Source organism: Paenibacillus mobilis (assembly GCF_058267595.1).
In genome coordinates this window covers 69,709-93,249 of sequence record NZ_JBZCMS010000007.1, presented here as the reverse complement: position 1 = coordinate 93,249, position 23,541 = coordinate 69,709, and the positions used below count along the sequence as shown (strand labels likewise).

Here is a 23,541-nt window from a genome sequence, read left to right as displayed (position 1 = left end):
GAATCCCCCGGCGGGCTGCTTTTCAATTTCCAAACCAAACGGGGTTCTGCTCCTTCTACTTCGCTTTCACGTCCATTCAACCGAATCTGCCGCTGATGTAATCCTGGGTACGGCGTTCGGCCGGATTCGCAAACAGCTTTTCCGTTTCCGAGTATTCCACGACCTCTCCGTTCAGGAAAAATACGGTTTGGTTGGAGACGCGCGCCGCCTGCTGCATGTTATGTGTGACCATGACGATCGTGTATCGATCTCTCAGCTCATGGACCAGCTCTTCGATCTTGAGCGTGGAAATCGGATCCAACGCAGACGTAGCTTCATCCATCAGCAAAATGTCCGGCTCGACCGCTAAGGCGCGGGCGATGCAAAGACGCTGCTGCTGGCCGCCGGAAAGGCTGAGCGCGGAACGCTTCAGCTTATCCTTTACTTCATCCCAAAGAACGGCCGAACGAAGGCTTTGCTCGACGATTTCGTCAAGCTCCTTTTTGCTGTGGTGACCGTGCAAACGGGGGCCGAAGGCCACATTTTCATAAATGGATTTCGGAAAAGGATTCGGCTGCTGGAACACCATCCCGACCCGGGTCCGCAGCGTCTCCACATGGACATCCCCGGAATAAATATCCGTCCCGCCGATCGCTACCCGCCCTTCGATCCGCGTCCCCGCGATCCGGTCATTCATCCGGTTGAGCGTGCGCAGCAGCGTGGATTTGCCGCAGCCGGACGGCCCGATAAAAGCCGTAATCGCCCGCTCCGGGATATCAATCGAAATGTCCTTAAGCGCATGGAAATCCCCGTAAAACAAATTCAGTTTATTCGTTTCAATTAAGGTTTGCATGGAATGTCCTCCGTATCGGATATAATCATCAAACGGTTCAGCTGCCGGGTATCCTTCTTCCATCAGAGCCGCAGCCTACTTTGTTCGCCGGGAATTCAGCCACAAAGGCACGCGGAACAACACATTGATCAGCAAAACGACGAAAATGAGGACGGCCGTGGATTTTTCCGCAATCTCCTGGGCATCCGGCACAATAGCCTCGGACTGGACATACCAAAGATGAACGGCCAGCGTTTCCCCGGGCGACAGCAGGTTAAAATCCCACATCTCTCCGGAGGTGGAGACGCCGGCGGTCAGAATGATCACGGCGCTTTCGCCAAAGGCGCGGCCCGCCGTCAGGCAGATGCCGGTCATGATGCCGCTTAGCGCTACCGGCAGCAGCACCCTACGGATCGTTTGCAGATGGGTGGCTCCCATGGCGAAGGAAGCATTTTTTAATTCCACGGGAACGGCTCTTACCGACTCCTCCGTCACCCGCGTAAGCACCGGCAGATTCAGGAAAGCCAAGCTGACCGCTCCGCCGATAATCGTAAGCCCGATTTGAAAATATTCCACAAACAGCGCGATGCCGAACAAGCCGAAAATAATGGAAGGAACCGAAGACAAGCCCTCTACGCAGATACGGACCAGCCCGATCAGCTTATTGTCGGGAGCAAATTCGGCCAGATAAATACCCGCTGCCATCCCGATCGGGATGGATATAATCAGAGAAATAATCAGCACGTAAAAAGAGTTGAACAAAGCGGGGCCAATCCCGCCCCCTTCTTCAATTTCACTCGGCAGCCCGTACAGAAAACTCCAGCTCAGCTTCGGCAGCCCGTTTTTGAGCAGCATAAACAGCAGCCCCAGGATAAACAGGATGACAACAATGCCAACTCCCCAAACGATCCCGGTAAACAGGCGGTCCAGGATCGCCGACGAGTTTCTTCTTTTTCCAAAGGAATAAGCGGAGTTGGAGCCCGTAATCTTGTTCATTAATTAGCTCCTTTCTTCTGGAACAGTCTGACGGCGATAATCATCAGCAGCGAAATGATCAGCAGGATAAAACCCATCATATACAAGGCATAATTCCAGGTGGAATCAAATTCAACGCTGGAAATTTGCATCACGATATTACTGGTAAGCACGGCCGTTGGCGTAAACAAGTCAAGCGGCAGCTGCGCCGTATTCCCGATAACCATCACCACCGCCATGGTTTCGCCGATCGCACGGGCCATGCCTAAAATGACGCCATAAATGACGCCGCTTTTGGCCGCAGGCAGTACGACGCGAAGCGTAGTCTGAAAGCGGTTGGAGCCAAGCGCATAGGAGGCGTCCCGGTATTTCTGGGGAACGGCGGAAACAGCGTCATCGCTGATCCGGCTGATCGTCGGCAGAATCATGATCGACAGCACGATCGCCGCCGCCAACAGTCCGTCCGCCAGGTCGTGTCCGCTGATGCTGCGCAGCCAGGGGATCAATACGGTTAATCCCAGGAATCCATAAACCACGGACGGAATGCCCACCAGCAGGTCGAGCACCGGGCGGAGCAGATTCCGCAGCCATTTCGGCGTCATTTCGGCCAGAAAAATCGCGATAATTACCGAAAAAGGAACGGAAATCAGCAGGGCTAATGCGGTTAAGGCCACAGTGCCGAAAATAAAGGACAAAGCACCGTAGTGTTCATTTTCCGGGTCCCAGTTGGCAGACAGAAAAAACTCCTTCAAAGGGACATGCCAAAACGTTAAAATGCCGGTGCGCAGCATCAGAATGAGGATGCCTACCAACACCAGACATACAAAAACGGCACTGGCTATACACAAAGCTTTAAACAGCGCGTTCGACATTTTCAGGCGGGCTCTGCGGCCCAGCTTCGGCCCGGATCCCGTGCCGATCCTTTTGCCCAGCTCGGCCGAAGCCGCGGTTCCCGCGGGAGGGGCTGCATTCAAATCCAGCATACAAGTTCTCCTTTCATAAAGAGAGGCCAGCTTTGCGCCCGTCAGCGGCAGCTGGCCTCTTTTTTCATTACTTTCGTGATTGGCTTCTGGAAAGATAAATGATTATTTAATGTTTTTTACAGCGGACAACGGAATGAATTTCAATTTTTTCAGGGAGCCGTTTTGGAACGAGCTGCTTTGAATGTACTGGATAAATGCTTTAGTTGCGCCCGTTGGTTGGCCTTTGGTCATGAAATAACCGATGCCCCATACTTTGTAGGTGCCGTTAATGACGTTTTTCTCCGTCGGCGCTACGTTGTTGATTTTCAGGGCTTTCATTTTGCTTGTTACATAAGGAAGATCGATATAACCGATAGCGTTTGGCGTAGTTTCGATAGCTGTTTTCATATCGCCGCTGGAGCCCACTTCTTTGTAGTGGTCGCCTTTGCTCATGAATTCAACGCCTTGCAGGGCTTTCTGCTGGAAGTTAACGCGTGTGCCGGAACCGAATTTGCGGTTTACGACAACGATGTCGGCATCTTTGCCGCCAACGTCTTTCCAGTTCTTCACTTTACCGGAGAAAATGTCCTGCAGCTGTTTGGTAGACAGGCTGTCCACACCCACGTTAGGGTTGGCTACTGCAGTAAAAACGGTGACCGCCACCGGGTTGGCTACTTGACCGTCGAATTTTTTGAAACCAGGCACGTCTTTTGTGGCATCCCAGTCTACAGCGCCGATGTCGGCGATGCCTTTGCGAACCGATTGCGGTCCAGTGATGGAACCTGCTGCGGAAGCGGAGATTTTGACTTTAGGATTCTTTTTCTTGAACTCGCTTGCTGCTTGCAGAGTAAGGGGCAGCAGAGCCGAAGAACCGTTAATGACGATTTTGCCGGAGACGCTGCTTGCAGCCGTCGCAACGGAGGATACTCCGCCGCCTACCAGGGATACGGCCACAAGAAGCGCCGCCATAGGTTTAAACCATTTTTTCATAGGGATGAACTCCTCTCGATTTGGGAAAATAGAACTTCGTTTGGAAATATCAAACTTCGGACCCATTATTTTGTTACGGGTTTCCAGCTGCCGCCGTTGTTAACCAGGATCTGCTCGCCTTTTACGATGGCGATTTCAGATCCGGAAACAACCAGAGAACTTACGTCCGCAGAAACGGTATACAGTTTCTTTTGCTCGCCGGTAGCTGTATCAATGGAATAAATGGCGTTGTCATTACCTTCTGACGTAAGCACGTAAAGCTTGCCGTCCGCCAGAACCACCTGCTGTACATCGCCTTGTGTAAATACTGGGGTAACTTGCTGAGAAGCATCGGCGGAAACCAGGCTGGAAGGCTGGCTTTCGTCGCCGGCGCTAACATAGTAAGCTTTGGTTCCATCCGCGGACAGAACAAAAACTTTGTCGTCGGAGGCCTTAGTGAGCTGTACCGCTGCCGGCTTCTCGGCGGAAGTGTCGTAAGAGAAAATTTGCTGCTGGTTCACGGAGTAGTCGATATCGACATTGTCTTCATCCACGTTAGTGGCGTCGGAGGTTACCGCACCCAGCGTCGTTACCGTATAAACGAATTTTTTGCCGTCAGCGGAAACGTTCAGGTTTTCCTTGTAATCGACTTTATCGTTCACGAGTGCCGTAATTTTGCCGTCCGCAGGGTTCAGGCTGGCAATCACGGTTCCTTTGTCCCCTTGCAGGAAAAAGATCGTGCTGCTGTCCGCGGACCAAACCAGCTCAGGTTTGATGCTGTCGTCGCTGCTGACTTTCGTTGTGCTCTTAGTAGCCAGGTCAATGACGTAAACCGCACCATCCGTTGTGGTGTAAGCCGCTTTAAATCCATTTGGAGCTACCGCAAGGTCCGATCCGTCTTCGGTAGTAAGCAGCTGATCGTATTTGCCCGTAGCCGTGTCTACCAGATAATCGGTGCGGCCGGTTTCAGTCGTTTTGGAAACGAGCAGTTTGCCGGCCCCCGCAAAACGTGGGTTTTCAGCGCCTTCAAGCAGCTTAACCGTGTTGATTTCGATACCGCCTGCTGACCAGACCAAAGTACCGCCAAGGCTTGTAACCAGAGGACGTACGGCGATATAGTTGTAACCGCTGATATTCACCAAGGGCTGGTTCAGCGTGGAAGCCTTGCCGTCGGCTACGATATTTTTGGATCCGATTTGCATCTCTACGCTATGTCCGTCCAGCTTAACCGTAGTACGGCCGCTTGCCGTCATGGCCTGTGCGCCCAAGGCTTTCACGATGTCGCCGACAGCGACCAGCGTTTCGCCATTTTGCACAATAGAACGTACAGAAGTTGCAGCTCCGTTAATCGTATAAGAGGTTTGTTTCACCTGCACAACCGCTGCCGGTTTTACGACGGATGCTGCGGATACTGCGCTTACTGCCGTTGCACTTACTACTGCCGCTAATACGGAAACTGCTACCGCTTTTTTCATCACCATTGGCCAGTCACCCTTCATTTCTATTAGAATTTATTTTTGTTTTTATCCTCTTTTTTTAACTATCTTTTAATAAAAATGTCCGGCCGATTTTTCCCCCTCGACCCCGGTCAGGCCTGTTAGATTAAAGAAATTGTATGTCCAACATTTGCTATTCTACGAGCCATTTGTAAGCGGATTATTTCAGGATTATTTTGGAAATATTAAAGTTGAAGGCCTATTGTTAATAGAATAGGAGATTTGTTAAAAACGTCCCGAATTTGAAACAGGAAACGTCTGATAGACCTATTTTCGTGGATCAAACTGCTTAATTTAAGCCTCTCAAACCGGAGAGATTGCCCTTGGTTAAACCGGGTAATGATATAAAGGCGCTGCCGTGTTCGGCATCTGCCTCAACAGAACTTGAGGAGGTTTGTACAATGGTTATCCTTCATAATGAGCACGGCCGGATTGAAGATCAGCTGAGTTATCAGGATAAGCACTAGGAAGATAGGGCCGAAAAACCGATAGACAGGAGCGAAGAGGAGGAGACGGAGTCCGGGATGCACCCCCTCCCCCTGCTTTAGACCCCGGAGGTTCTCTCCAAGGTCTCCTTCTTTTTTCCTATTTTCTATTGACTAAGCTAACATTCAGTTCTAATATAGGGATAGATGTGAGTTCATTAGTATTGTCAATAATCAACAACCTACAAAATGATAAAGGCAAAACCATTGAAAAGTGGTGACGCAAAACTACAGGGGCTAACGCGATCCGCTATGCCAGCCAGTTACCGACATAAGACGCAACGTTTATTCGTTGATCCTACCCTTCTTATTTCGGTAAGAAGGGTTTTCTTATTTTTGAACGGCGGAGATCAAAGGCCATTTGGGATTTAACCTGAAGCTCCATGAAATAAGGCCTGCTGTTAACCGGTTTGGGTAAATACGGTTGGCAGCACCCATAGGTTCAAAGATAGTTTTCCAAGGAAGCTAGCGTAAACTACAAAGGCGACGGTTACTTTTCACTTATCCGGAAAAGTATTTGGAAGCCGCCAGTCTGTAAGTGTACAACGACAACACTTGAAAGCAGCTGAAAGATCGTACACCGTTAACTTACGCATTCTTCGATAGATTGTTCAACAATTAGGGTTGAACGCCGCAGCTTCAAGTAGAAAGACAGCAAGTGCAGCTTGATTGTAGCAAGACCTTCATAAGAATCACCTAGAATATCATAACTAGCAAGTTCTCAGCTTTGTCAGCAGTCATTCCTACATGCCATGAAGGCACTTCTCCTTGGAGAGGTGCCTTCTGCATTTTCCAGGCTCCAGACTGAACTAAATTTCCATTTTTTCGAACTTTCCCGGCCTTAATTACGTTAGAATAAGAGAAATCGAAGGAAGAGGTGATTTTTTGATCGGTCTCATCTTGACAGCTTTAGTAGCGGCAGAGCATATCTACATACTTGTCCTGGAAATGTTTTTTTGGACCAAACCCAGAGGGATGAAAGCTTTCGGCACGACCCGAGAGGTAGCGGAGGCGTCCAAGTCGCTGGCTGCTAACCAGGGATTATACAACGGCTTCCTGGCAGCCGGCCTGATTTGGGGGTTGCTGCACCCGGACGGCTCTTTTGGCAGGCAAATTGAAATCTTTTTCCTCATTTGCGTGATTGTCGCTGCCGGCTACGGCGGCGCTACCGCGAAAAGGTCCATCCTGCTCATGCAGGGTTTGCCGGCGGTGCTGGCTTTGCTGGCGGTGCTTTTTTTGTAAAACGACGCAACAGCGGCGGCCTCGATTCGAATGAATCGGGACCGCCGCTGTTTGTTTTTAAAACTACCGGCTTCTACCTATCCGCGTCTTTAAGCTGTCTTCGGCCCCTTGCCGCGGACCACGCCTTTGGATGCCTGACGATGGTGCAGCACGTAATAGACCGCGACGGACAACACCGGAATCAACCCGGCCACCAGGTACATCATACGGTAATCGCTGTAAGAAGCAATCATACCCATGAAGTAGGAGCCTAAACCATACCCCAGATCAAACAGCAGGAAAAAGGTTCCGGTCGCGCTGCCTCTCCGGTGCGCCGGGGCCAGCTTCATCGCCAGCGCCTGAAAACACGGGATCAACGCGCCGTAGCCGATTCCCATCACGATCCCCGAAATCAGCACCATCGCCGCCGAATGGGATTGGCTCAGCAGCAGCATGCCGGCCGCGAACAGGAGAATGCCCGGATAATACAAATAATGCTCTTTATATTGATCAAAAATTTTGCCGATCACCGGGCGGAACGCCACAATCATGACCGCAAACACAACAAAGAAATAACTGGTCACCTTCGTTTGATGGATCTCCGACGCAAAGGAGGACATAAATCCCGATAGCGAGCTGTACGAAAAAGCCAAAATAAAGCCGACCAACGAAATCGGCACCGCTTTAGGTTCAACAAAGTCGCTGAGGCTCAGCCGTTTTTTGCGGCTGGCGGAAGGAATATCGGCGGCGTCCGAACCATTTGCGGAAATCGTTGCATCCGGTGCGGTTGCGGAAGCAGATTCATGCACGCTCGCCGCAGCCTCGCCGTTCACGGCCGGTTTCTTCAGGCCCGGCAGCTTCATCAGCAGCGCGAACAGCAGCGACAACGCCGCAATGGCCGAAACGGCCAGCAGCAGGACGTTGATATTTTTATCCTTCCATAAAAAAAGCCCCATCGCCGGTCCGATGACCATCGCAATGCTCATGAACATGCTGAAATACCCCATGCCTTCGCCTTGGCGCGAATCGGGGATCATGGCCGAAGCCGCCGTGCTGGTGGCCGTCGATGCGACGGCGTAGCTCATCCCGTGCACGAAACGCACGACCAGAAACAGCAGGATGCCTTTGGCTCCGAAGTAAGCCAAACAAGCCGCGAGAAAAACGATCATGCCGATAACGGCCATCCTCTTTTTCCCGAAACGGTCTACCCACTGCCCCGAAAAAGGCCGCAGCAGCACCCCGCCAAGGACATAAATCGTAATGGCCAGCCCCATCTCCTGTTCATTGCCGTGGAGGCTGTCTTTTACAAACAGCGGAAAAGCCGTCGCCAAAATATAAAAAGTCAGAAACATAAAAAAGCTGCTCAAACAAACGACCAGAAAACTTCTCGTCCAAATCTTTTCTTTAATCAAGCTGACTCTCTCCATTTCCCCTCTAACTGATCTCTTTATAGGTCCATCCCCTGCCGTTCCCATCCGGTAGGAGAGGATTCGTATGCTGTATAATTATAAAATTGAATATTAATAAAAAATAATACTTATTTTATAATCAAATCATCACTCCAAAGTTATGGATAAGAGAGGGTTCTCCGCATGGAATTTCTGCAGCTGAAATATTTTCAGACCGTAGCAAGACTTGAACATATCACCCAGGCCGCCAAAGAGTTAAACGTCTCGCAGCCCTCGCTCAGCAACTCCATTCAGCGCCTTGAAAATCGGCTCGGCATGCCGCTGTTCGAGCGGCAGGGGCGGCAGATCAAGCTGAACGCCTTCGGCAAAACTTATCTGCGCCGGGTAGAGCAGGCTTTTCTGGAGCTGGAGGAAGGAGAACGCGAGCTGAGCGACATGGCCGGACTGGAGCATGGCGTTGTCAGCATTGCCGTCTCGCTCCCTTACGTGCTGCCCACGCTGCTCAAACAATTTCTGACCCTGCACCCTCACGTGCGGATCATCCAGCGCCAGCTCGGATCGGCGGCCGAAATCCGCAGTGAATTGGATAATGCCGAGATCGATTTTTGCATCTCCTCTACGCCGGTAGCGGGCCCGGACATCGAATGGCTGACCCTCGCCGAAGAAGATTTATGCTTGACCGTGCCCAAAGGCCACCGTTTTGCTTCCAGAAAATCGATCGCCCTGCGGGAAACGGCTGACGAACCTTTTATCTCCTTATCGGCACGCTCCAACTTCAGGGAGATCACGGATGCCTTCTGCCGACAGGCCGGGTTCGAGCCGCACATCGCTTTTGAACTGGAAGAGGTCAGCGCCGTGCAGACGCTTGTGGAAATGGGTCTGGGAATCACGTTTACGCTGCCTCTTTCCCTCGGCAAGCGCGCTTTGAATCCCGGCACCGTACAGCTGCAAATCACCGAACCCCGCTGCCGGCGCACCTTCGGCATTGCCTGGAACCGGAAGCATTATTTATCGCAGGCGGCGCAGCACTTCAGGGAGTTTGCGGTGGAGTTTTTCGGGCGAGATCGGGGCTAGAGTTTGGGCGGTGGCCAGGGACTGGGATTAGGATGAGTTCCCCGACTCCTTCCGCCTTTAGTTCCGTTCTTCAATCTGCTTCCGGAAAGAAGCGATGAAATCTTCCGTTTCGAGCGATTGCTGCTTCATCTCTCCAAAAGCCCTGACCTGGATCCGGCCTGCCTCCTGCTCGGCATCGCCGACTATAAGGGCAAATGGGATTTTCTTTAGCTGCGATTCCCGAATCCGGTAGCCCAGTTTCTCGCTCCGGCTGTCCGTATCCGCTCGTATTCCGGCCGCCAGAAGCTGCAGGCGGATCTCTTCGCCGTAAATGGCGTGGCTCTCCGCTACCGGAATAATGACGACCTGAACGGGAGCCAGCCATGCCGGGAACACCCCCCCGTAATGCTCGATCAGAATGCCCAGGAAACGGTCAATCGAACCGTAAACCGCGCGGTGAATTACAATAGGGGTTTGTTTCTCATTACGTTCATCGTAATAATTCAAACCAAATTTCTCCGGCATCTGGAAATCAAGCTGGATCGTTCCGCACTGATGGCTTCTGTTCAAAGCATCCTTGATGTGGAAATCAATCTTGGGGCCGTAGAAGGCCCCGTCGCCCGGATTCAGGCTATAGCTCAGCCCTGATTCTTCGAGGACACGGGCCAAAGCTTGCTCTGCCAGCTCCCACTGCTCATCGCTGCCCATCGAGTCGGCTGGCCTTGTGGACAATTCCAGGCTGTACTCGAAGCCAAAAATCCCGTAAATCTCCTGAACCAGCTGCAGCGTCCGTTTGATCTCCCGTTCCATCTGGTCCGGCGTTACGAACAGGTGCGCATCGTCCTGGCAGAAGCTCCTTACCCGGAACAAGCCGTTCAGCGCCCCGCTGTACTCGTAGCGGTGAACCTGCCCGAACTCGGCGTAACGGACCGGAAGCTCCTTGTAGGAACGGCGTTTATTTTTATAAAGCAGCATGTGCCCGGGGCAGTTCATCGGTTTCACCGCATACTGATGCTGGTCGATCTCCGAGAAATACATGTTGTCCCGGTAATGCTCCCAGTGCCCGGACTGCTCCCACATCTGCCGGTTCATGATGAATGGCGTGCGGACCTCCTCATACCTCATACCCGTATTTTTGCAAAAATCTTCGGGATAGGTTCTCCAGTTCCTGGCGCATCACCGTCCCTTTCGGCAGGTAAAAGGGCATGCCGGGCGCTTCCTCTGCGAACATAAACAATTCCAGCTGTTTCCCCAGCCTGCGGTGGTCGCGTTTCTGCGCTTCCTCTTGAGCCGCCAGATAACGTCTCAGCTCTTTCCCGCTTTCAAAAGCAACCCCGTATACCCTTTGCAGCACCGGATTGCGGCTGTCCCCTTTCCAGTAAGCCCCAGCCACGTTCAGCAGCTTGAAGGCCGGCCGTTTGGGAGCGGCTAAATGGGTGAGGTTACCGGGATCGACAAGGTCTCCCGCATGACGAATGTCAATGACGTCTACAAACCCTGCTTGTTCGTTAACAAGCACCTCCTCAGAATCGGGAAGTGCCGTTAACCAATCCGCCTTCCAGCTTTCCCCCCTGGCTACAAAAAGCGGCACGGCTTCCTCTTTCGGGACCCTTCTGCACGAATAAGGTTCCTTCTCGGCCGACAGACTCTCCATCTCCCGTTCGATCATCTTCAAATCTTCCTCCGGCAAAGGGCTCGGCAAATCAAAATCGTAATAAAATCCCTGATCCGTTAAAGCGAAAAGCCCCAACTTCGCCTCCGGGAACTTTCGTTGTACAACTCTGGCCAACAGCAAGGCGGCATAAATTCGACTGGCATCCTGAACTAAATGAATCATGGTAAGACACTCTCCTTCATTTTTGATTATTGATGAACAAAAAAACACGCTGTCCGCAAGGGACGAGCGTGCTCGTGGTTCCACCCAAATTCGATCTGCCGGCTGCCCGGCAAATCCTCAGCATTCTGTAACGGGAACTCCCGGCATTCCTTACTCTAACGCCAGTTATAGCATGGCCGTCATTTCAAAAACGCAGCTACAAGGCGGTAAATCCATACGACTTCCGAAGGGGCTTTCAGCCGGTGACCCCTCTCTCTGATCGGTATCCTGCATGCATTCTTGTCCTTGATTCCAGCTGTTGGTATCCAAATAAAAAAGAGCATGCTGTCCGCAAGGGACGAGCATGCTCGTGGTTCCACCCAAAATTTAATCTGCCGGTCATCCGGCAAATCCTCAGCATTCTGTAACGGGAACTCCCGGCGTTCCTTACTCTAAACGGGTTCTAAAGCACATGACGACCGTTATTTCAAAAACGCGGCTACAAGGCGGTAAATCCACGCGACCTTCCGAAGGGGCTTTCAGCCGGTGACCCCTCTCTCTGATCGGTATCCTGCATGCATTCTTGTCCTTGATTCCAGCCTTTTCCATTCAGTTGGATATGCAGTTATGATAATCAACGAATCTGCATTTGTCAAACTCATTTCGGACAGCTCCCGCACCGTTGTTGATCAAATCAATCATTCCGCCTTACGGCAAAGCATTGACCGCCGGCTTCACGGTTCTTGACCAGTTATAATTGCTCGAAGCATCCCAGTTAATGGACCAGGTCATCGCCCCGCGGATATTCGGGTATGCTTGAACCGGTCTGTAGCTGCCGCTTTGCGTGCCGTTCGCCAGGCTGCGGAGCGCATCGTTGACTACGGATGGAGCTACATATCCGCCGCCGGCTGCGGACGAAGTGGCCGGTACGCCGAGCCCGAGCTGGGAAGGAGATACCCACTGTAGGGACAGGTCGGACAAGGCCGTCAAAAATTCAACGGTGCCTTGGGCATAACATTTCCCGTCCCGGCCGAGCATACAGCCGGAGTTATAGTACTGCACGTTGATCACGGTCGTGAGGTCTCTGAGGTTGCTGTACAGCTGCATATAAGCTGAATTTGGGCTTTGCATGTCGATGGTCTGGGGAGCCATCGTCAGAATGAATCCCGAACCCACCCGCTGCTGCAGCTGCCGGATCGCCGAGGTCAGGTTTGGCACGTTCATGCCGTGCTCCAGGTCAATATCTATCCCATCCAGTCCAAAACGGGTGATAATGCCGTACATGCTGTCCACGAAATTGGCCACGTTAGGGGAAGCATTATCCAGGCTGATGTTGCCCTGCTCCCCGCCGATCGACAGGATCACCTTCTTGCCCGCCGCATGTTTGGCCTGAATGTCGCTGATGAGATTGGCATCCGTATACCCGCCGAGCGCAGAGGACAAAGAAGAATCGACTCCGAATTTTACGGCGCCCGGTTTGGCCGTATCCATTTCGGCAAAAGCCAGCACGATCAGGTCATAGTCGTTAGGTACAGCGCTCAGTCTAAGCGGCGTTGCGCCGTTGACGAAGTTCTGCCAGTAGCCGGTAAGGAAATGTTTCGGCAGCGATCCGCCGCCTCCCCCTCCGCCGTTGCCGGAAGCCGTCGTCGCACTAACCGTGGCGCTTGCTGCGGAGACATTGCCTGCGGCATCTTTGGCCGTGACCTTAAAGGTATAAGCAGTGGCCGCGGCGAGTCCGGCGATCGTAACCGACGTGCCCGTTACGGTCTGGACAACCGCCCCGTTGCGGTAAACGTCATAACCCGCGACGCCCACATTGTCGGACGAAGCGCTCCAGCTCAGCGAAACGCTGGTAGAGGTCGTACCGGTCACCGTCAGATTCGCCGGAGCGGACGGGGCCTGCGTATCGTTTCCCCCGCCGCCACCGCTTTGGGTCAGCTGCCACAAAGCCGGAACATTCGGCGGCTCCCAGCCCACAAGCGAGGTATGGGCCTGGATGGCTTTATAGGTACTGCCGTTATAGGTAACCGTGTCGTTAACCGCATAAGATACGTTAGGCGCCCAGGCTCCTCGATCCGCAGCGGAGGCCACATCTGCCCCAAATACGCCAAAAACCATAGTGAAAACCAGCAAAAGCGGAAGAAAAATTCCTTTGAAAGATGACCTTTTGAGCGAAAGCTTTTTCATAGATTCTCCTCCTTATCAGGTTTTGCTTCAGGCAGCGGAATAAACCAAAGCTCACCTCCTTAACGGAATTAAGGTGTGCGGCATAAGAAGAGACAAAAGCTGTTCGGTTTCGGGCTCAGCCCATGATGTAAAAGGAACCCGACAAAAAAAGGGGATGAAGCAGGCGGCCGACCAGACGGCAAAAAAGGCGGCGATTAGGCAGAGAATATAGCGGTAAACAAGTGGAGTATATTGGGAATGAAACTGAATAATAGAATGCTGGGAGCGTCAAGCGATAATACCTGCAAAACGAAGAGTTTTAGTTTCGTATATAGATAAAGACTATGAAGCTTGCATTTTTCGAGGATAATATAACATAATTTACAATTTATGGGCAGGGATAAATATATCCGATTCTCCCTGATTTTTAAGCTGAACAAGAAAATTTCATCCCTTGCCGTTTTGTGGCTCCTTCGGTTGTGGAGTCCGGCCTTAACCTTTAGCAGCCACCACGGACAGCCATCCAGGCAGGCCTCCCAAATAGCCTTGACGGATAGCCTTCACGGATGGATGCCTGTCATCTTCCTGTTGTCGAATCTCCTCGAATCAAGTATATTTTGGGTAAAATCTGCTCCTGATGCTGAAAAGCAAAAGAAAGGCAAGGTGCCAATATGTCGAGCATTCCCAAAACTTCTCCTCCTGCCGCCCGCCTGGGCGAAATGTCCGCTCAGCAGCTCCATTTGATCACACAGGCCATGACCGAGCTGGATGAGCGTTTCGATCCCGAAGCCGGCATGATTGCCGCACATTCCCGTTTGCACGACACCCGGGAGAGCGCCCATTATGCGCTTGGGCTGCTGCTCAGGGACGGTCCGCAGGACGCCGGGACAGCCGTCCGGGTTATTGACCGCGTACTTGATATGCAGCTCTGCCTGGACGGCGAGATTTATGACGGAACGTTCCGCCAGACGCTTGAAAAACCGCTGCCGCCCGCCGGCTATACGGCTTGGGGGAGTTTTCCGCCGGGTTTTGCTTACTCCAATCCGGAGGCGATGGATGAAGTTTTCCGGCGTTTTGTCCGTTATGCCGGTCTGGAAGCCGGCTTACCTGCGGAAAACAGTGATGGTCATAGCGACGTTCACGGCGATGGTCACGGTCATGGGGATCCCCTTTTCGAGATGTTCCGCAAAGCCGCAGACGAAGTATATCCCCGGGTATGGGAGAGCTTTGATCCGAATTGGCGCGAATTTATCGCCTGTACCTTTGCTTTGATTCTGGAGCATTTCGAGGCGAAACTGCCTTCGGAGCAGGTAGAGCGAATGGACAGGGCGATGAAACGAACGGTTGCGGCCTCCCTGGAGCGTTACCGTACGCAATCGATCCCGACCAATACCAATATCGAGCTGATGCACCTGTTTATCGCCCATTATTACGGTCACCGCTACGGAGAGCTGGCATGGATGACCCACTCCGAGACAGCCGCTGCGGATCTTTACCATGAGTATAAGACTTTCAATTCATTCGCCGAATTTAATTCCAGCACGTATTACGGCGTGGATTTGACGGTGCTTGGCATGTGGCGAAAATACGGCCGGACTTTGACTTTCCGCCAGACCGGGCGGGAGCTGGAGCTTGGGCTTTGGACCAACATCGCCGAATTTTATGAGCCTGGGCTTGAAAACTTATGCGGCCCTTATGCCCGCAGCTATGAAAATGAAATCACCGAGCACAGCTCCATCGGCGTGTTTATTTATTTGGCGCTGGGCGAGGATTATCGCCATTTAGCCGGGGTGAACTGCGAAACAAGCCATGATCCGATGATCGCATTGGTAGCCTTAACCGGCAAGGACATGCCGGAAGAGATCCGAAGCCGACTTGGCGATTCGCAAGGGGAAAGGCTCGTTCGCCGGCAGTTCCTTGAGCTCTGTGAACGCGATCTGCCAGGTAAGAACCGGCAGATTTGCACGGCTACCGCCTGGATCACCGAAACGCTGATGCTTGGCGGGATGTCGGGCAGCCGTAATACGAACGGGCAGATGCATAATGCCACGGCCCATTGGCTGGACCGGGACGGGAAACGTTATACGCTGCGTATGGTCCGCCGGGCAGCCGGTGAAACGTGGAATTCCCACCTGCGCGGCATGACCTTTCAAGCTGAAGCTTCGGCCCGGCGGCTGGATATTGACGCCCAATTTCACAGCGATACCCCGGTTGAACTTGTCTTTGAAATCGGCGGCGACGATTTGAGCAGGGTAGCCGTTTCCGGGCAGGAGTGGAGTCTTCCCGGCCTTCGCGTAGACGTAGAAGCGGACGCTCCCGCCCCGCTCCTGGTCCATACCGGAGGTAAGGCCGAAATTGTCTTTCCCGTCTGCAGCGACGATCAGGTTTGGGAGCGGATGACGTTTGCGCTGCGATTTTCACAGGCGGAGTGAGGAAATAAAACGTAGGGCCCCTTCAGAAAATTCACTTAAAATCAAAAAGAACAGACGCGCCGACCGCGTCTGTTCTTTCTTTTTTTCCAAATAAAAATTCGTTCCGATCTTAATGCTCCCTAACCCTTAAACCCGGTTAAACTGAATCCAGCCGATCTTGATGCCCGGTTTGGTGACCTCGAGCTTCATTTCATAAAGTCCCGCTTCGAGCCGGACCTTCACCAGCCGTTGTCTGATCCAGTTTGCATTCGTGCCGTTCGTTTGAATCGTGGTCACCGTCTGGCCGTTCAGCAGCAGGTTGCATGCGCTTTGCGCCTGATCCGATTCCGCGGACATGAGGCCTGCCGTAAGACGGTATTCGCCGGCTGCTTCAACCTGAATGTAGGTTGTGCCTTCTTCGGTGGTGTGCACCTGAAGCTCTCCGGCCAAAGTTTCGGCCTGCCCAGGGGCAAGAGAGGCATCCGCTCTAAAGACCTTCGCATCCTCTTCGACCGAAAGCCCCATTCTTGCAAATACAGGGGCGTCCATCAGGAAGCGGCAAATGTTGATGGCCGAGCGCTGCAGCTCCCCACGGGTCAATGTCCCGTTTTCCAGCGACGGAAGGGTGTTATCGTCCCAAACGTTGGTAGCAGCGCCGTAGTTGGCCACAACCATGTACAGGTCGTTTTGGGCGCGGACCATAAAGTTGGTGAACTTGCGGTCAGCCGGTCCTCCGTTTACGTTATCGTTCATCACGGCCCACCAGTCGGTCATGACGATGCCGGTATACCCCCACTCGCCGCGAAGGATCGTGGTGTTCAGGTCATAGTTGGAAGCCGCCCAATGGCCGTTCACCGGATTGTAGGAGGTCATGATCGAGTTGGCTCCGCTTTCTTTTACCGCAATTTCGAAGCCTTTCAGGTAAATTTCACGCAGCGCGCGTTCCGAAACGATCGCGTCAACTTTGGTGCGGTATTTCTCCTGATTGTTGCAGGCAAAATGCTTCAAGGTGGCGTTGGAGCCGCCTTTTTTGATCCCTTTTACGCAAGCCGTGGCAAAAGCGCCGGAAATGAGCGGATCTTCGGAAAAATACTCAAAGTTCCGGCCGTTAAGCGGACTGCGGCGGATATTGAGGCCAGGTCCAAGCAGCGTATCGATTTGATTGCGCAACAGCTCCTGGCCTTCAAGCACATAAAGCTCCTCGACCAGCGCTGTATCCCAGGTCGCCGCCAGCAGCGTGCCGATCGACACCTGCGTCGATTTGTCCCCGCTGTCCATGCGGATGCCGGAAGGGCCGTCCGCCGTACATCCGACCGGGATGCCGAAGCCGAGCAGGGCGTCGCTGACGCCGCCGAAAGCCGAAGCCGTACCCGGCGTTACCAGCGGGCTGCTCATGCCTTCGCCGCGAACGATAGCTGCCAAGTCTTCATCGTTAAGCTGGGCAATGAAGGTTTCTATGCCCACTTTGCCGTCCTTCACGTCTTTCAGCTTGTGGCCTTTGTCCCCGGTATACTCTAATGGAGCCGGGAGATTTTGTTCGATCCGCTCGGCCAGGGAGAACTGCAGCTTCGGAACTTCTGCATATTCAAGCTCATAAGTGCCGTCTTCTTTAAGCGCACCAGGCTTCATTCTTGTAAAATCTTCCGTTGGCGCCAGCGCCTGCTGGAGCTGCTCCACGACTTGAAGAGATTCGATCACATAACCGTCCTGGCCTTCTACGGCCAGCTGGGTCAGCTTTTTCACGCTGGTACCGGCAAAAATGCGGTAAGTTCCTTCTTCGAGCACATACGCATAGGCATGGCCCGTTGCGCCAGCGTCGTCATAGGAAGCCATTTGGCGGACAGGGAAGCTGATCGTCAGCTTCTGCGACTCGCCCGGCTGGAGAAGTTTCGTTTTGCCGAAGGCGGCAAGCGCTTTGGCCGGCTGGCCCAGTTTGCCTTGCGGCGCGGCATAATACAGCTGCACGACTTCTTTGCCCGCATAGGTGCTGCCGGTGTTGGTGACGGTAACAGCCGCTTCGATGTACGGCTCTCCCTTGCGTGTAACCACCTTGGCTTCCTCAGGTTCTACACTGAAAGTGGTGTACGACAAACCAAAGCCGAATTCGTATTGAACCTTATCCGGGCTGAAGGTTTCAAAATAACGGTAACCTACGTAAATATCCTCTTGGTACAGGTTTTTGAACTCGTTGCCATAGTTCTGGGTGGAAGGATAATCCTCCAGCGAATAAGCGATCGTATCGGTCAATTTCCCGCTTGGCGTCACGTCTCCGGCCAAAACGTCGGCGATGGCGTTGCCGCCCTCCATGCCCCCGTGCCAGGAGTAGATCACGCAAGGAATCGGATTGGCATGGCTGCTGTCATTCATCCAGCTCAAATCGACGATGTTGGAAACGTTAAGGACAACGACGGTTTTCTCGAAACGGGCCGTTACCAGCTTCAGCATCGAAAGCTCTTCGTCCGTCAGCAGGTAGCTGCCCGGCTCGCCCGCGTTGTCCTGATCTTCGCCGGCGGTGCGGCCGATCACGATCACCGCTTTCTCCGAGCGGCTTCTCGCCTGCTGCACCAATTCGTCGGTCAGCGGCATTTCCTTCTGGTGCCAAGGCTCGGCTGCCCAGCCTCCGCCGCCGTTATCAAACGGGTTTTGCTCGATCCACTTCTCGTAAACCGCTGCCAGCTCCTCGTTGACGCTGAGGTTTTTCTTGGCGCGCAGGCCGTCCAGCAGGTTCGTAGTGTAAGCCACGTTAACGCTGCCGCCGGACCCTGTGCCGCTGCGGTAATAATTGACTTGGGTTCTGCCAAAAATGGATACGCTTTCGCCATCGCGAAGCGGAAGGACCTGTCCTTCATTTTTTAACAAAACGGCGCCTTCTGCCGCTACCTTTCGGCTAAATTCCGCGAAACCTTCCAATGGTACTCCGATTAACGGTTTGTTCAATATGTTCCCCTCCAAATGATAAATATGTAATCTATGAATAGTCTTACCTAAAAACCGCTGCCCAAAGGCTTGAAATCGATTTTATTGAAATGAAATCGATTTTATTATACACGAAAACAGGCCGGAACGGTTTATGATATTCAGCATAACCCGTTCCGGAAAATAAGGCCATCCGCAAAACAACCTCCAGCGAGCCGGCATCAGCTGGTTTAAGCCGACTTTAGCCAGCGCTATAAGCCGGGCGTTCCTCCAAAGACAAGCCTCGAAACGCCTTTCTTACGCCAGCTTTTGCCCACAGTTCGGGCAGAAGTTGGAGCCCTCGTTTTTGGCGCCGCAGTTCGGACAGAAATTCGGCCGTTTGGCGCTGTCCGAAGCGGCAGCAGGGGACGGGGATGTTGTAGGAGCCGATGCGGGAGCCGCCGGCGGGGCCGTGGGTGACGGCTGGGAAGCCGGCTGCCCGGCGTTCATGTTTTTCAGCATTTCGTTCGCCATATTCATGCCCATCATCATGCCGGCCATGTCCGAAGCGGCACCGCCGCCTTTGACCTTGCCGGAAGCAATGCCGTCGGTCATGCTGACCTGCTGGTACTTCTGCAGATCGCCAATCATGCCGTAAGAGGCATTTTTCGTGATCATGTCCTGAATTTCAGGCGGATAGTTGAAGCTCATCACCTGAAAACCCGTAACCGTCAGGCCGTCGCCCATAATCTGCATATCCAGGTCTTCCTGAATGCCCGCAGAGATGGCCTCCGCATTAGCCTGCAGGTTAAACATGTCCTTGCCTTCCTTGCTGATCCACTTCATCAGCAGCTGGCTCAGCACGGAAGTGATCCGCATTTTCACGTCCTCGACCAGATAGGTCTCTTTGATGCCGGCAATTTTATCGATCAGCGTCACGTAATCGTTCACCTTAAAGTTAAACGTTCCGTTAGCCCGGATCGGCATGCCCCCCGGAAGCTGCGGCGTCGGAATCAGAATCGGGCTTTGCGTGCCCCAGCGGACGGTGAATTCCTTCGTGTTGACGAACAGCACCTCCACCCGCATGCCGCTGTTAAAGCCGAATTTGAAGCCTTTTAGCGTGGAGAGGAAAGGCACAATGTCGGATTCCACGTTATAGACGCCTTCATTTTCAAAAATGCCCTCAATTTTGCCGTTGTTGATAAACACCGCGTCCTGGCCGGAGCGGATGATCAGCTTGCTGCCTTTCTTGATCTCCCGGTTGCCCCATTTCCAGAAAATCATGTCGTCGCGAAATTCTTCCCATTCCACCACGTTCGAGAACTGATTTTTGAAGAAGCCCATGCTACCTCATCCTTTCCCTGTGTTAATAAGTCATTTAAAAAGAACCCCGGCTGCCGCTGTGCGAATGCCCGCCGCCGGTTGTTCCCCCGCCCCCGCCGGAACGTCCGCCGCCTCCGCCGGTATTGCGTTCGATTTTTCGCCTTGTGGTCGTCGTCCGGATATAGCGGTCCTCATGCGCCACAACGCCCGACGTCGCCGCGTCTTCATAGGTCATCCGGTTCACCGTGATACGGCCGCCGGAACGGTAGGCCATCACGCCGACCGCGATAGCGCCAACCGCCGCCGAAACGGCGAGCTGGAACCAGCCATTGAACAAAATGTTGTCCGGATTGACGCCCGGTTTAAAACCCATATATTTATAGGCGGTTTTGATATAGGTTTCAAAAGCCTGCGTATAATCGCCGTCGCTCAAATCCGGCGTGATCCTGCTGCGGATCTTATCCATCCTGCCGTCGTCCAGGTAATCCTCCGCCTTGTAGAAACCCGCCAGGTATACGTCCCGGTTCCGCATATCCAGCGTCAGGATCGCAGCGTTGCCGTGCGATTTGTCGTATCCCGGACCTTTCTCGTCATAGAAATTTTCGGTCAGGTCCACAACGTCCAGGTTCTCCGGGTTATCGGTAGTATAGATAATAAAGTCCGTTTCCCTCTTGGCCCCGTATTTGACCGCAAGCGCATTCAGCTCATCGGCCTGCTCACGGGTGAGCAAATTCGCTTCGTCATAAATCAATTGCTTGCCCTGCTGCTCCGTCGCCGCTCTCGCAGAAGCGGGAAACACGGCAGCACCGACGGCTACAACCGATACCAGCGCCGCAAGGACAAGCATGAACACCGGCAGTCGATGCCAGGCAAAACGCTTGTTCACAGGAATCCCCCTCCCATCATCAGGGAAACCAGCTTCAGCGCCAGCAGCGAAACGCAGGAAATGCCTGCGAACCAGCCCGCAACCTTAGCCTTACTGATCGGCGGTTTGCCGACTACCTTGCCCGTTTGGCCGTTCATGGCAAAGGTATGCTCCTGTTTATCATAATCGTAATAGACCATCCAGACCGGCAGCAGCACATAGTCCGACTGGCTGCGAGTGGTGTCGATCTGCTTGCTGGCATAATTGACGGTCGTATAGCCGGCAACCGAGGAGGAGATGGCCGACTCGATGTAATCCCGGATTTTTTCCTTGGCGCGGGGAAGGAGTTCCCCGTCGTCGAAGCTGTATTTTTCGGCGATAAATCCGGCCAGGTAAGGCGTCTTGAACGACTTTAGCTCCCCGTACGGAAAAGGCTCCAGCTTATCCATAAGCTCGTCGTTCATTTTCCGGGACGCATCCACCGGCACCCGCTTGTAATTCAGCTTAAGCCGGCGATAGATTTCAAAATGCTGCGTCTCCGTGATCTGGTAATCCCCCCGGGTGTAGGTTTGAACCCGCGTGGCATGTCCCTGCACTTCCACGTTGTTATGGAGCTCATACAGCCAAAACGGCACGTAAATCCCCGTAATGCCTTTGATCCGGTCGGCCGTCATGAAACCGTTTGGCGTCAACAGGCCGTTTTTGCACCATTTCTTGAACGCCTGCATCGCTTCCTCTTTGCTGATCGAAAAAGGAATGACCAGCGCCGGGGCCAAATCCCCGGTCAGACGGTCGCCAAGCACGACGGCCGAACCGCAGAAGCTGCAGGTCGTGGCGCTGGTCTCCGCACCCGTGATGATGACCGCGCCGCAGCTCGTGCAGTGATATTCCTGGGCGTTATCCTCTTCCGTAAAAACGTTTTGCGTCAGGGGATCCTGAAGCTGCTCGATATTGTCCTGCCTGCCGCAGCTGGGACAGGTCAGCTTTCCGGTCGTGCTGTCAAAAACCATTCCGCTCCCGCAGTTCGGGCATTTGTATTCGATAACCGGCATTTCAGTTCCCCCCTTGAGTGCCCTCCGCTTTCTCCAGCCGGGCAATCAGCTCATCCAGGTCGTCTTCTTTGGCCCCGCCCCTCAGCTCTGCCAGAGCGAGGGCCTCATTCAGCGCCAGGTCCGCTTTCTCTTCCAGGGCTTCAAAAGCCGAATTGGCTCCGCCTGATTCATTCAGCCGCTGCCGGAACTGGGCCTCCGCCAGCTTGCCCTTCAGCTCCGCGCGGCGCGTCTCCAGCCGGCTCAGGTCCGATACCAGCTTAGCCTGCATCCGCTTCATGCCTTCCGCCCTGTCGGCGGCCTGCTCGCAAGCCGTACGGAGCCCGCCGATTTTATCGGACAGCTCGGCCTTGCGCCGCAGAAATTGCCGGGCGTCCTCTTCTTTCCCCGCCTCCGCCGATTTCTCGGCGTAACGCTGCAGCTTGCGGATTTCCGCTTCGCTTTCATCCAACGCGAGCCGCGCCCTGCGCTCATCCGCCAGCACCGATGCCGTCTCGGCCTTTAATTGTCCCAAATCGCTGTTTAAGCTGCGCATGTAGGCGTCGACGTCCCGCTCCGGGTCTGCGGATTTGTCCAATAAAGCGTTCACATTCATCTTCATCACTTGCCGAAATCTCGATAGGATTCCCATATAGCGCCTCCCCCCGAACGTTTGCATTATCTTTATAATACAGGAAAAAGGAACGCGAGGTTTCATTTTGGCCAAAAAGCCATCATCCATTATCAGAATGATGGCTTTCAGATTCTTTTACCCAATCGAATTAAAACTCCTCATAAACCGCCGGATCTTGTCCCCACAGACGTCCGTCCTCCCGGTTGAATCCGGAAATAACCTGCATCTCTTCCTCCGACAGCTCGAAGTCGAAGAGGCTCAGGTTTTCGACCTGGTGTTCCAGCGAACCCGCTTTAGGGATCGGTACCGCGCCCAGCTGAACATGCCAGCGCAAAATGACCTGCGTATTCGTTTTGCCGTGGGCGGCGGCGATTTTGCCGATTTTTTCGTCCTGCAAAATGCTGTGGCCGCGTCCCAACGGACTCCACGATTCGGTAACGATGCCGTGCTCAGCGTCTTTCTCCCGCTGGTAGGCCTGGTCAAAAAACGGATGCAGTTCAACCTGATTGAGGCTTGGCGCTACCCCTGTCTCTCTGATGATCCGCTCGTTATGCTCCGGCAGGAAATTGCAGACGCCGATGGAGCGGATGTAGCCGCGTTTCTTCGCTTCGATCATGGCCTGCCAGGCCTCCACGTAGCGGTCCGTCTTCGGGTTCGGCCAATGGATCAGGTACAGGTCGTAATAATCCAATCCGGCCCGGTACAAGGATTCCTCAATCGTTACAAGCGCCTGATCATAAGCCTGGCGCCGGCCCGGCAGCTTCGAGCAGATAAGCAGCTCCTCGCGCGGAACGGAGCTCAGGCGGACCGCCTCGCCAAGCGCGCCTTCGTTCTCATAGTTAAACGCGCTGTCCAGCAGGCGATAACCTGCATCAATGGCGCCCGCCATTGATTTGGCCCCGTCGCGGCCTTTCAGCGTATAGGTGCCCAGGCCGATGCGGGGGATTTTTAAGCCGTCGTTTAATACCACTTCAGGAATAGGGTTCATGCCATATGCCTCCTTGGTTTACTGGTCTCCCCCT

General features: G+C 53.5%; 18 protein-coding genes and 1 riboswitch. Of the genes, 3 read left to right on the top strand and 15 right to left on the bottom strand.

Going from position 1 to position 23,541, the window contains the following annotated elements:
• Window positions 1–76: 76 nt before the first annotated feature.
• The 5 genes from pstB to AC3ZPD_RS14365 all read right to left on the bottom strand — a co-directional run bounded on the left by pstB (window position 77) and on the right by AC3ZPD_RS14365 (window position 5,198).
• Window positions 77–832 (bottom strand): phosphate ABC transporter ATP-binding protein PstB, encoded by a 756-nt coding sequence (pstB, locus tag AC3ZPD_RS14385; protein ID WP_490984970.1) that lies wholly within the window; start codon window positions 830–832, stop codon window positions 77–79.
• A gap of 75 nt (window positions 833–907) precedes the next feature.
• Window positions 908–1,807 (bottom strand): phosphate ABC transporter permease PstA, encoded by a 900-nt coding sequence (pstA, locus tag AC3ZPD_RS14380; protein WP_490984969.1) that lies wholly within the window; start codon window positions 1,805–1,807, stop codon window positions 908–910.
• Complete coding sequence (gene pstC, locus AC3ZPD_RS14375) at window positions 1,807–2,769, bottom strand: phosphate ABC transporter permease subunit PstC (RefSeq protein ID WP_490984968.1); 963 nt, start codon at window positions 2,767–2,769, stop codon at window positions 1,807–1,809. Before pstC ends, pstA begins: the two co-directional genes overlap by 1 nt.
• A gap of 102 nt (window positions 2,770–2,871) precedes the next feature.
• Window positions 2,872–3,738, bottom strand: coding sequence for a phosphate ABC transporter substrate-binding protein (locus AC3ZPD_RS14370; protein WP_490984967.1), 867 nt, complete (start codon window positions 3,736–3,738; stop codon window positions 2,872–2,874).
• A 65-nt stretch (window positions 3,739–3,803) separates the two neighbouring features.
• Window positions 3,804–5,198: a stalk domain-containing protein gene (locus AC3ZPD_RS14365; RefSeq protein ID WP_490984966.1), complete on the bottom strand. Its 1,395-nt coding sequence runs from the start codon at window positions 5,196–5,198 to the stop codon at window positions 3,804–3,806.
• Window positions 5,199–5,885: 687 nt separating this feature from the next.
• A riboswitch (cyclic di-GMP riboswitch) is annotated at window positions 5,886–5,969 on the top strand.
• A 614-nt stretch (window positions 5,970–6,583) separates the two neighbouring features.
• Here AC3ZPD_RS14365 and AC3ZPD_RS14360 point away from each other — a divergent pair.
• Window positions 6,584–6,940, top strand: coding sequence for a DUF1304 domain-containing protein (locus AC3ZPD_RS14360; protein ID WP_490984965.1), 357 nt, complete (start codon window positions 6,584–6,586; stop codon window positions 6,938–6,940).
• Window positions 6,941–7,029: 89 nt separating this feature from the next.
• Here AC3ZPD_RS14360 and AC3ZPD_RS14355 read toward each other — a convergent pair whose 3' ends face one another.
• Complete coding sequence (locus AC3ZPD_RS14355) at window positions 7,030–8,331, bottom strand: MFS transporter (RefSeq protein WP_490984964.1); 1,302 nt, start codon at window positions 8,329–8,331, stop codon at window positions 7,030–7,032.
• Window positions 8,332–8,511: 180 nt separating this feature from the next.
• Here AC3ZPD_RS14355 and AC3ZPD_RS14350 point away from each other — a divergent pair, with 180 nt between their 5' ends.
• Window positions 8,512–9,402, top strand: coding sequence for a LysR family transcriptional regulator (locus AC3ZPD_RS14350; RefSeq protein ID WP_490984963.1), 891 nt, complete (start codon window positions 8,512–8,514; stop codon window positions 9,400–9,402).
• A gap of 57 nt (window positions 9,403–9,459) precedes the next feature.
• On the opposite strand, the gene thrS is transcribed toward AC3ZPD_RS14350, so the two are convergent.
• The 3 genes from thrS to AC3ZPD_RS14335 form a co-directional block, all read right to left on the bottom strand.
• A complete protein-coding gene (gene thrS, locus AC3ZPD_RS14345; protein WP_490984962.1) occupies window positions 9,460–10,506 on the bottom strand; it encodes a threonine--tRNA ligase in 1,047 nt (348 codons plus the stop codon).
• Complete coding sequence (locus AC3ZPD_RS14340; protein WP_490984961.1) at window positions 10,496–11,218, bottom strand: hypothetical protein; 723 nt, start codon at window positions 11,216–11,218, stop codon at window positions 10,496–10,498. The genes thrS and AC3ZPD_RS14340 overlap by 11 nt, the downstream gene beginning before the upstream one ends.
• Before the next feature lie 687 nt (window positions 11,219–11,905).
• Window positions 11,906–13,384, bottom strand: coding sequence for a chitinase (locus AC3ZPD_RS14335; RefSeq protein ID WP_490984960.1), 1,479 nt, complete (start codon window positions 13,382–13,384; stop codon window positions 11,906–11,908).
• A 650-nt stretch (window positions 13,385–14,034) separates the two neighbouring features.
• Here AC3ZPD_RS14335 and AC3ZPD_RS14330 point away from each other — a divergent pair.
• Complete coding sequence (locus AC3ZPD_RS14330) at window positions 14,035–15,795, top strand: DUF8769 domain-containing protein (RefSeq protein ID WP_490984959.1); 1,761 nt, start codon at window positions 14,035–14,037, stop codon at window positions 15,793–15,795.
• Window positions 15,796–15,921: 126 nt separating this feature from the next.
• Here AC3ZPD_RS14330 and AC3ZPD_RS14325 read toward each other — a convergent pair whose 3' ends face one another.
• The 6 genes from AC3ZPD_RS14325 to AC3ZPD_RS14300 all read right to left on the bottom strand — a co-directional run bounded on the left by AC3ZPD_RS14325 (window position 15,922) and on the right by AC3ZPD_RS14300 (window position 23,507).
• Window positions 15,922–18,711 (bottom strand): glycoside hydrolase family 3 C-terminal domain-containing protein, encoded by a 2,790-nt coding sequence (locus AC3ZPD_RS14325; RefSeq protein ID WP_490984958.1) that lies wholly within the window; start codon window positions 18,709–18,711, stop codon window positions 15,922–15,924.
• A gap of 276 nt (window positions 18,712–18,987) precedes the next feature.
• A complete protein-coding gene (locus AC3ZPD_RS14320; RefSeq protein WP_490984957.1) occupies window positions 18,988–20,013 on the bottom strand; it encodes an SPFH domain-containing protein in 1,026 nt (341 codons plus the stop codon).
• A 34-nt stretch (window positions 20,014–20,047) separates the two neighbouring features.
• Window positions 20,048–20,839, bottom strand: a complete 792-nt coding sequence (locus tag AC3ZPD_RS14315) for a TPM domain-containing protein (protein WP_490985164.1) — start codon at window positions 20,837–20,839, stop codon at window positions 20,048–20,050.
• Window positions 20,840–20,874: 35 nt separating this feature from the next.
• Window positions 20,875–21,909: a TFIIB-type zinc ribbon-containing protein gene (locus AC3ZPD_RS14310; RefSeq protein WP_490984956.1), complete on the bottom strand. Its 1,035-nt coding sequence runs from the start codon at window positions 21,907–21,909 to the stop codon at window positions 20,875–20,877.
• Window position 21,910: 1 nt separating this feature from the next.
• Window positions 21,911–22,537 (bottom strand): PspA/IM30 family protein, encoded by a 627-nt coding sequence (locus tag AC3ZPD_RS14305; RefSeq protein ID WP_490984955.1) that lies wholly within the window; start codon window positions 22,535–22,537, stop codon window positions 21,911–21,913.
• Window positions 22,538–22,667: 130 nt separating this feature from the next.
• Window positions 22,668–23,507: an aldo/keto reductase gene (locus AC3ZPD_RS14300; protein ID WP_490984954.1), complete on the bottom strand. Its 840-nt coding sequence runs from the start codon at window positions 23,505–23,507 to the stop codon at window positions 22,668–22,670.
• Between the last annotated feature and the right edge of the window lie 34 nt (window positions 23,508–23,541).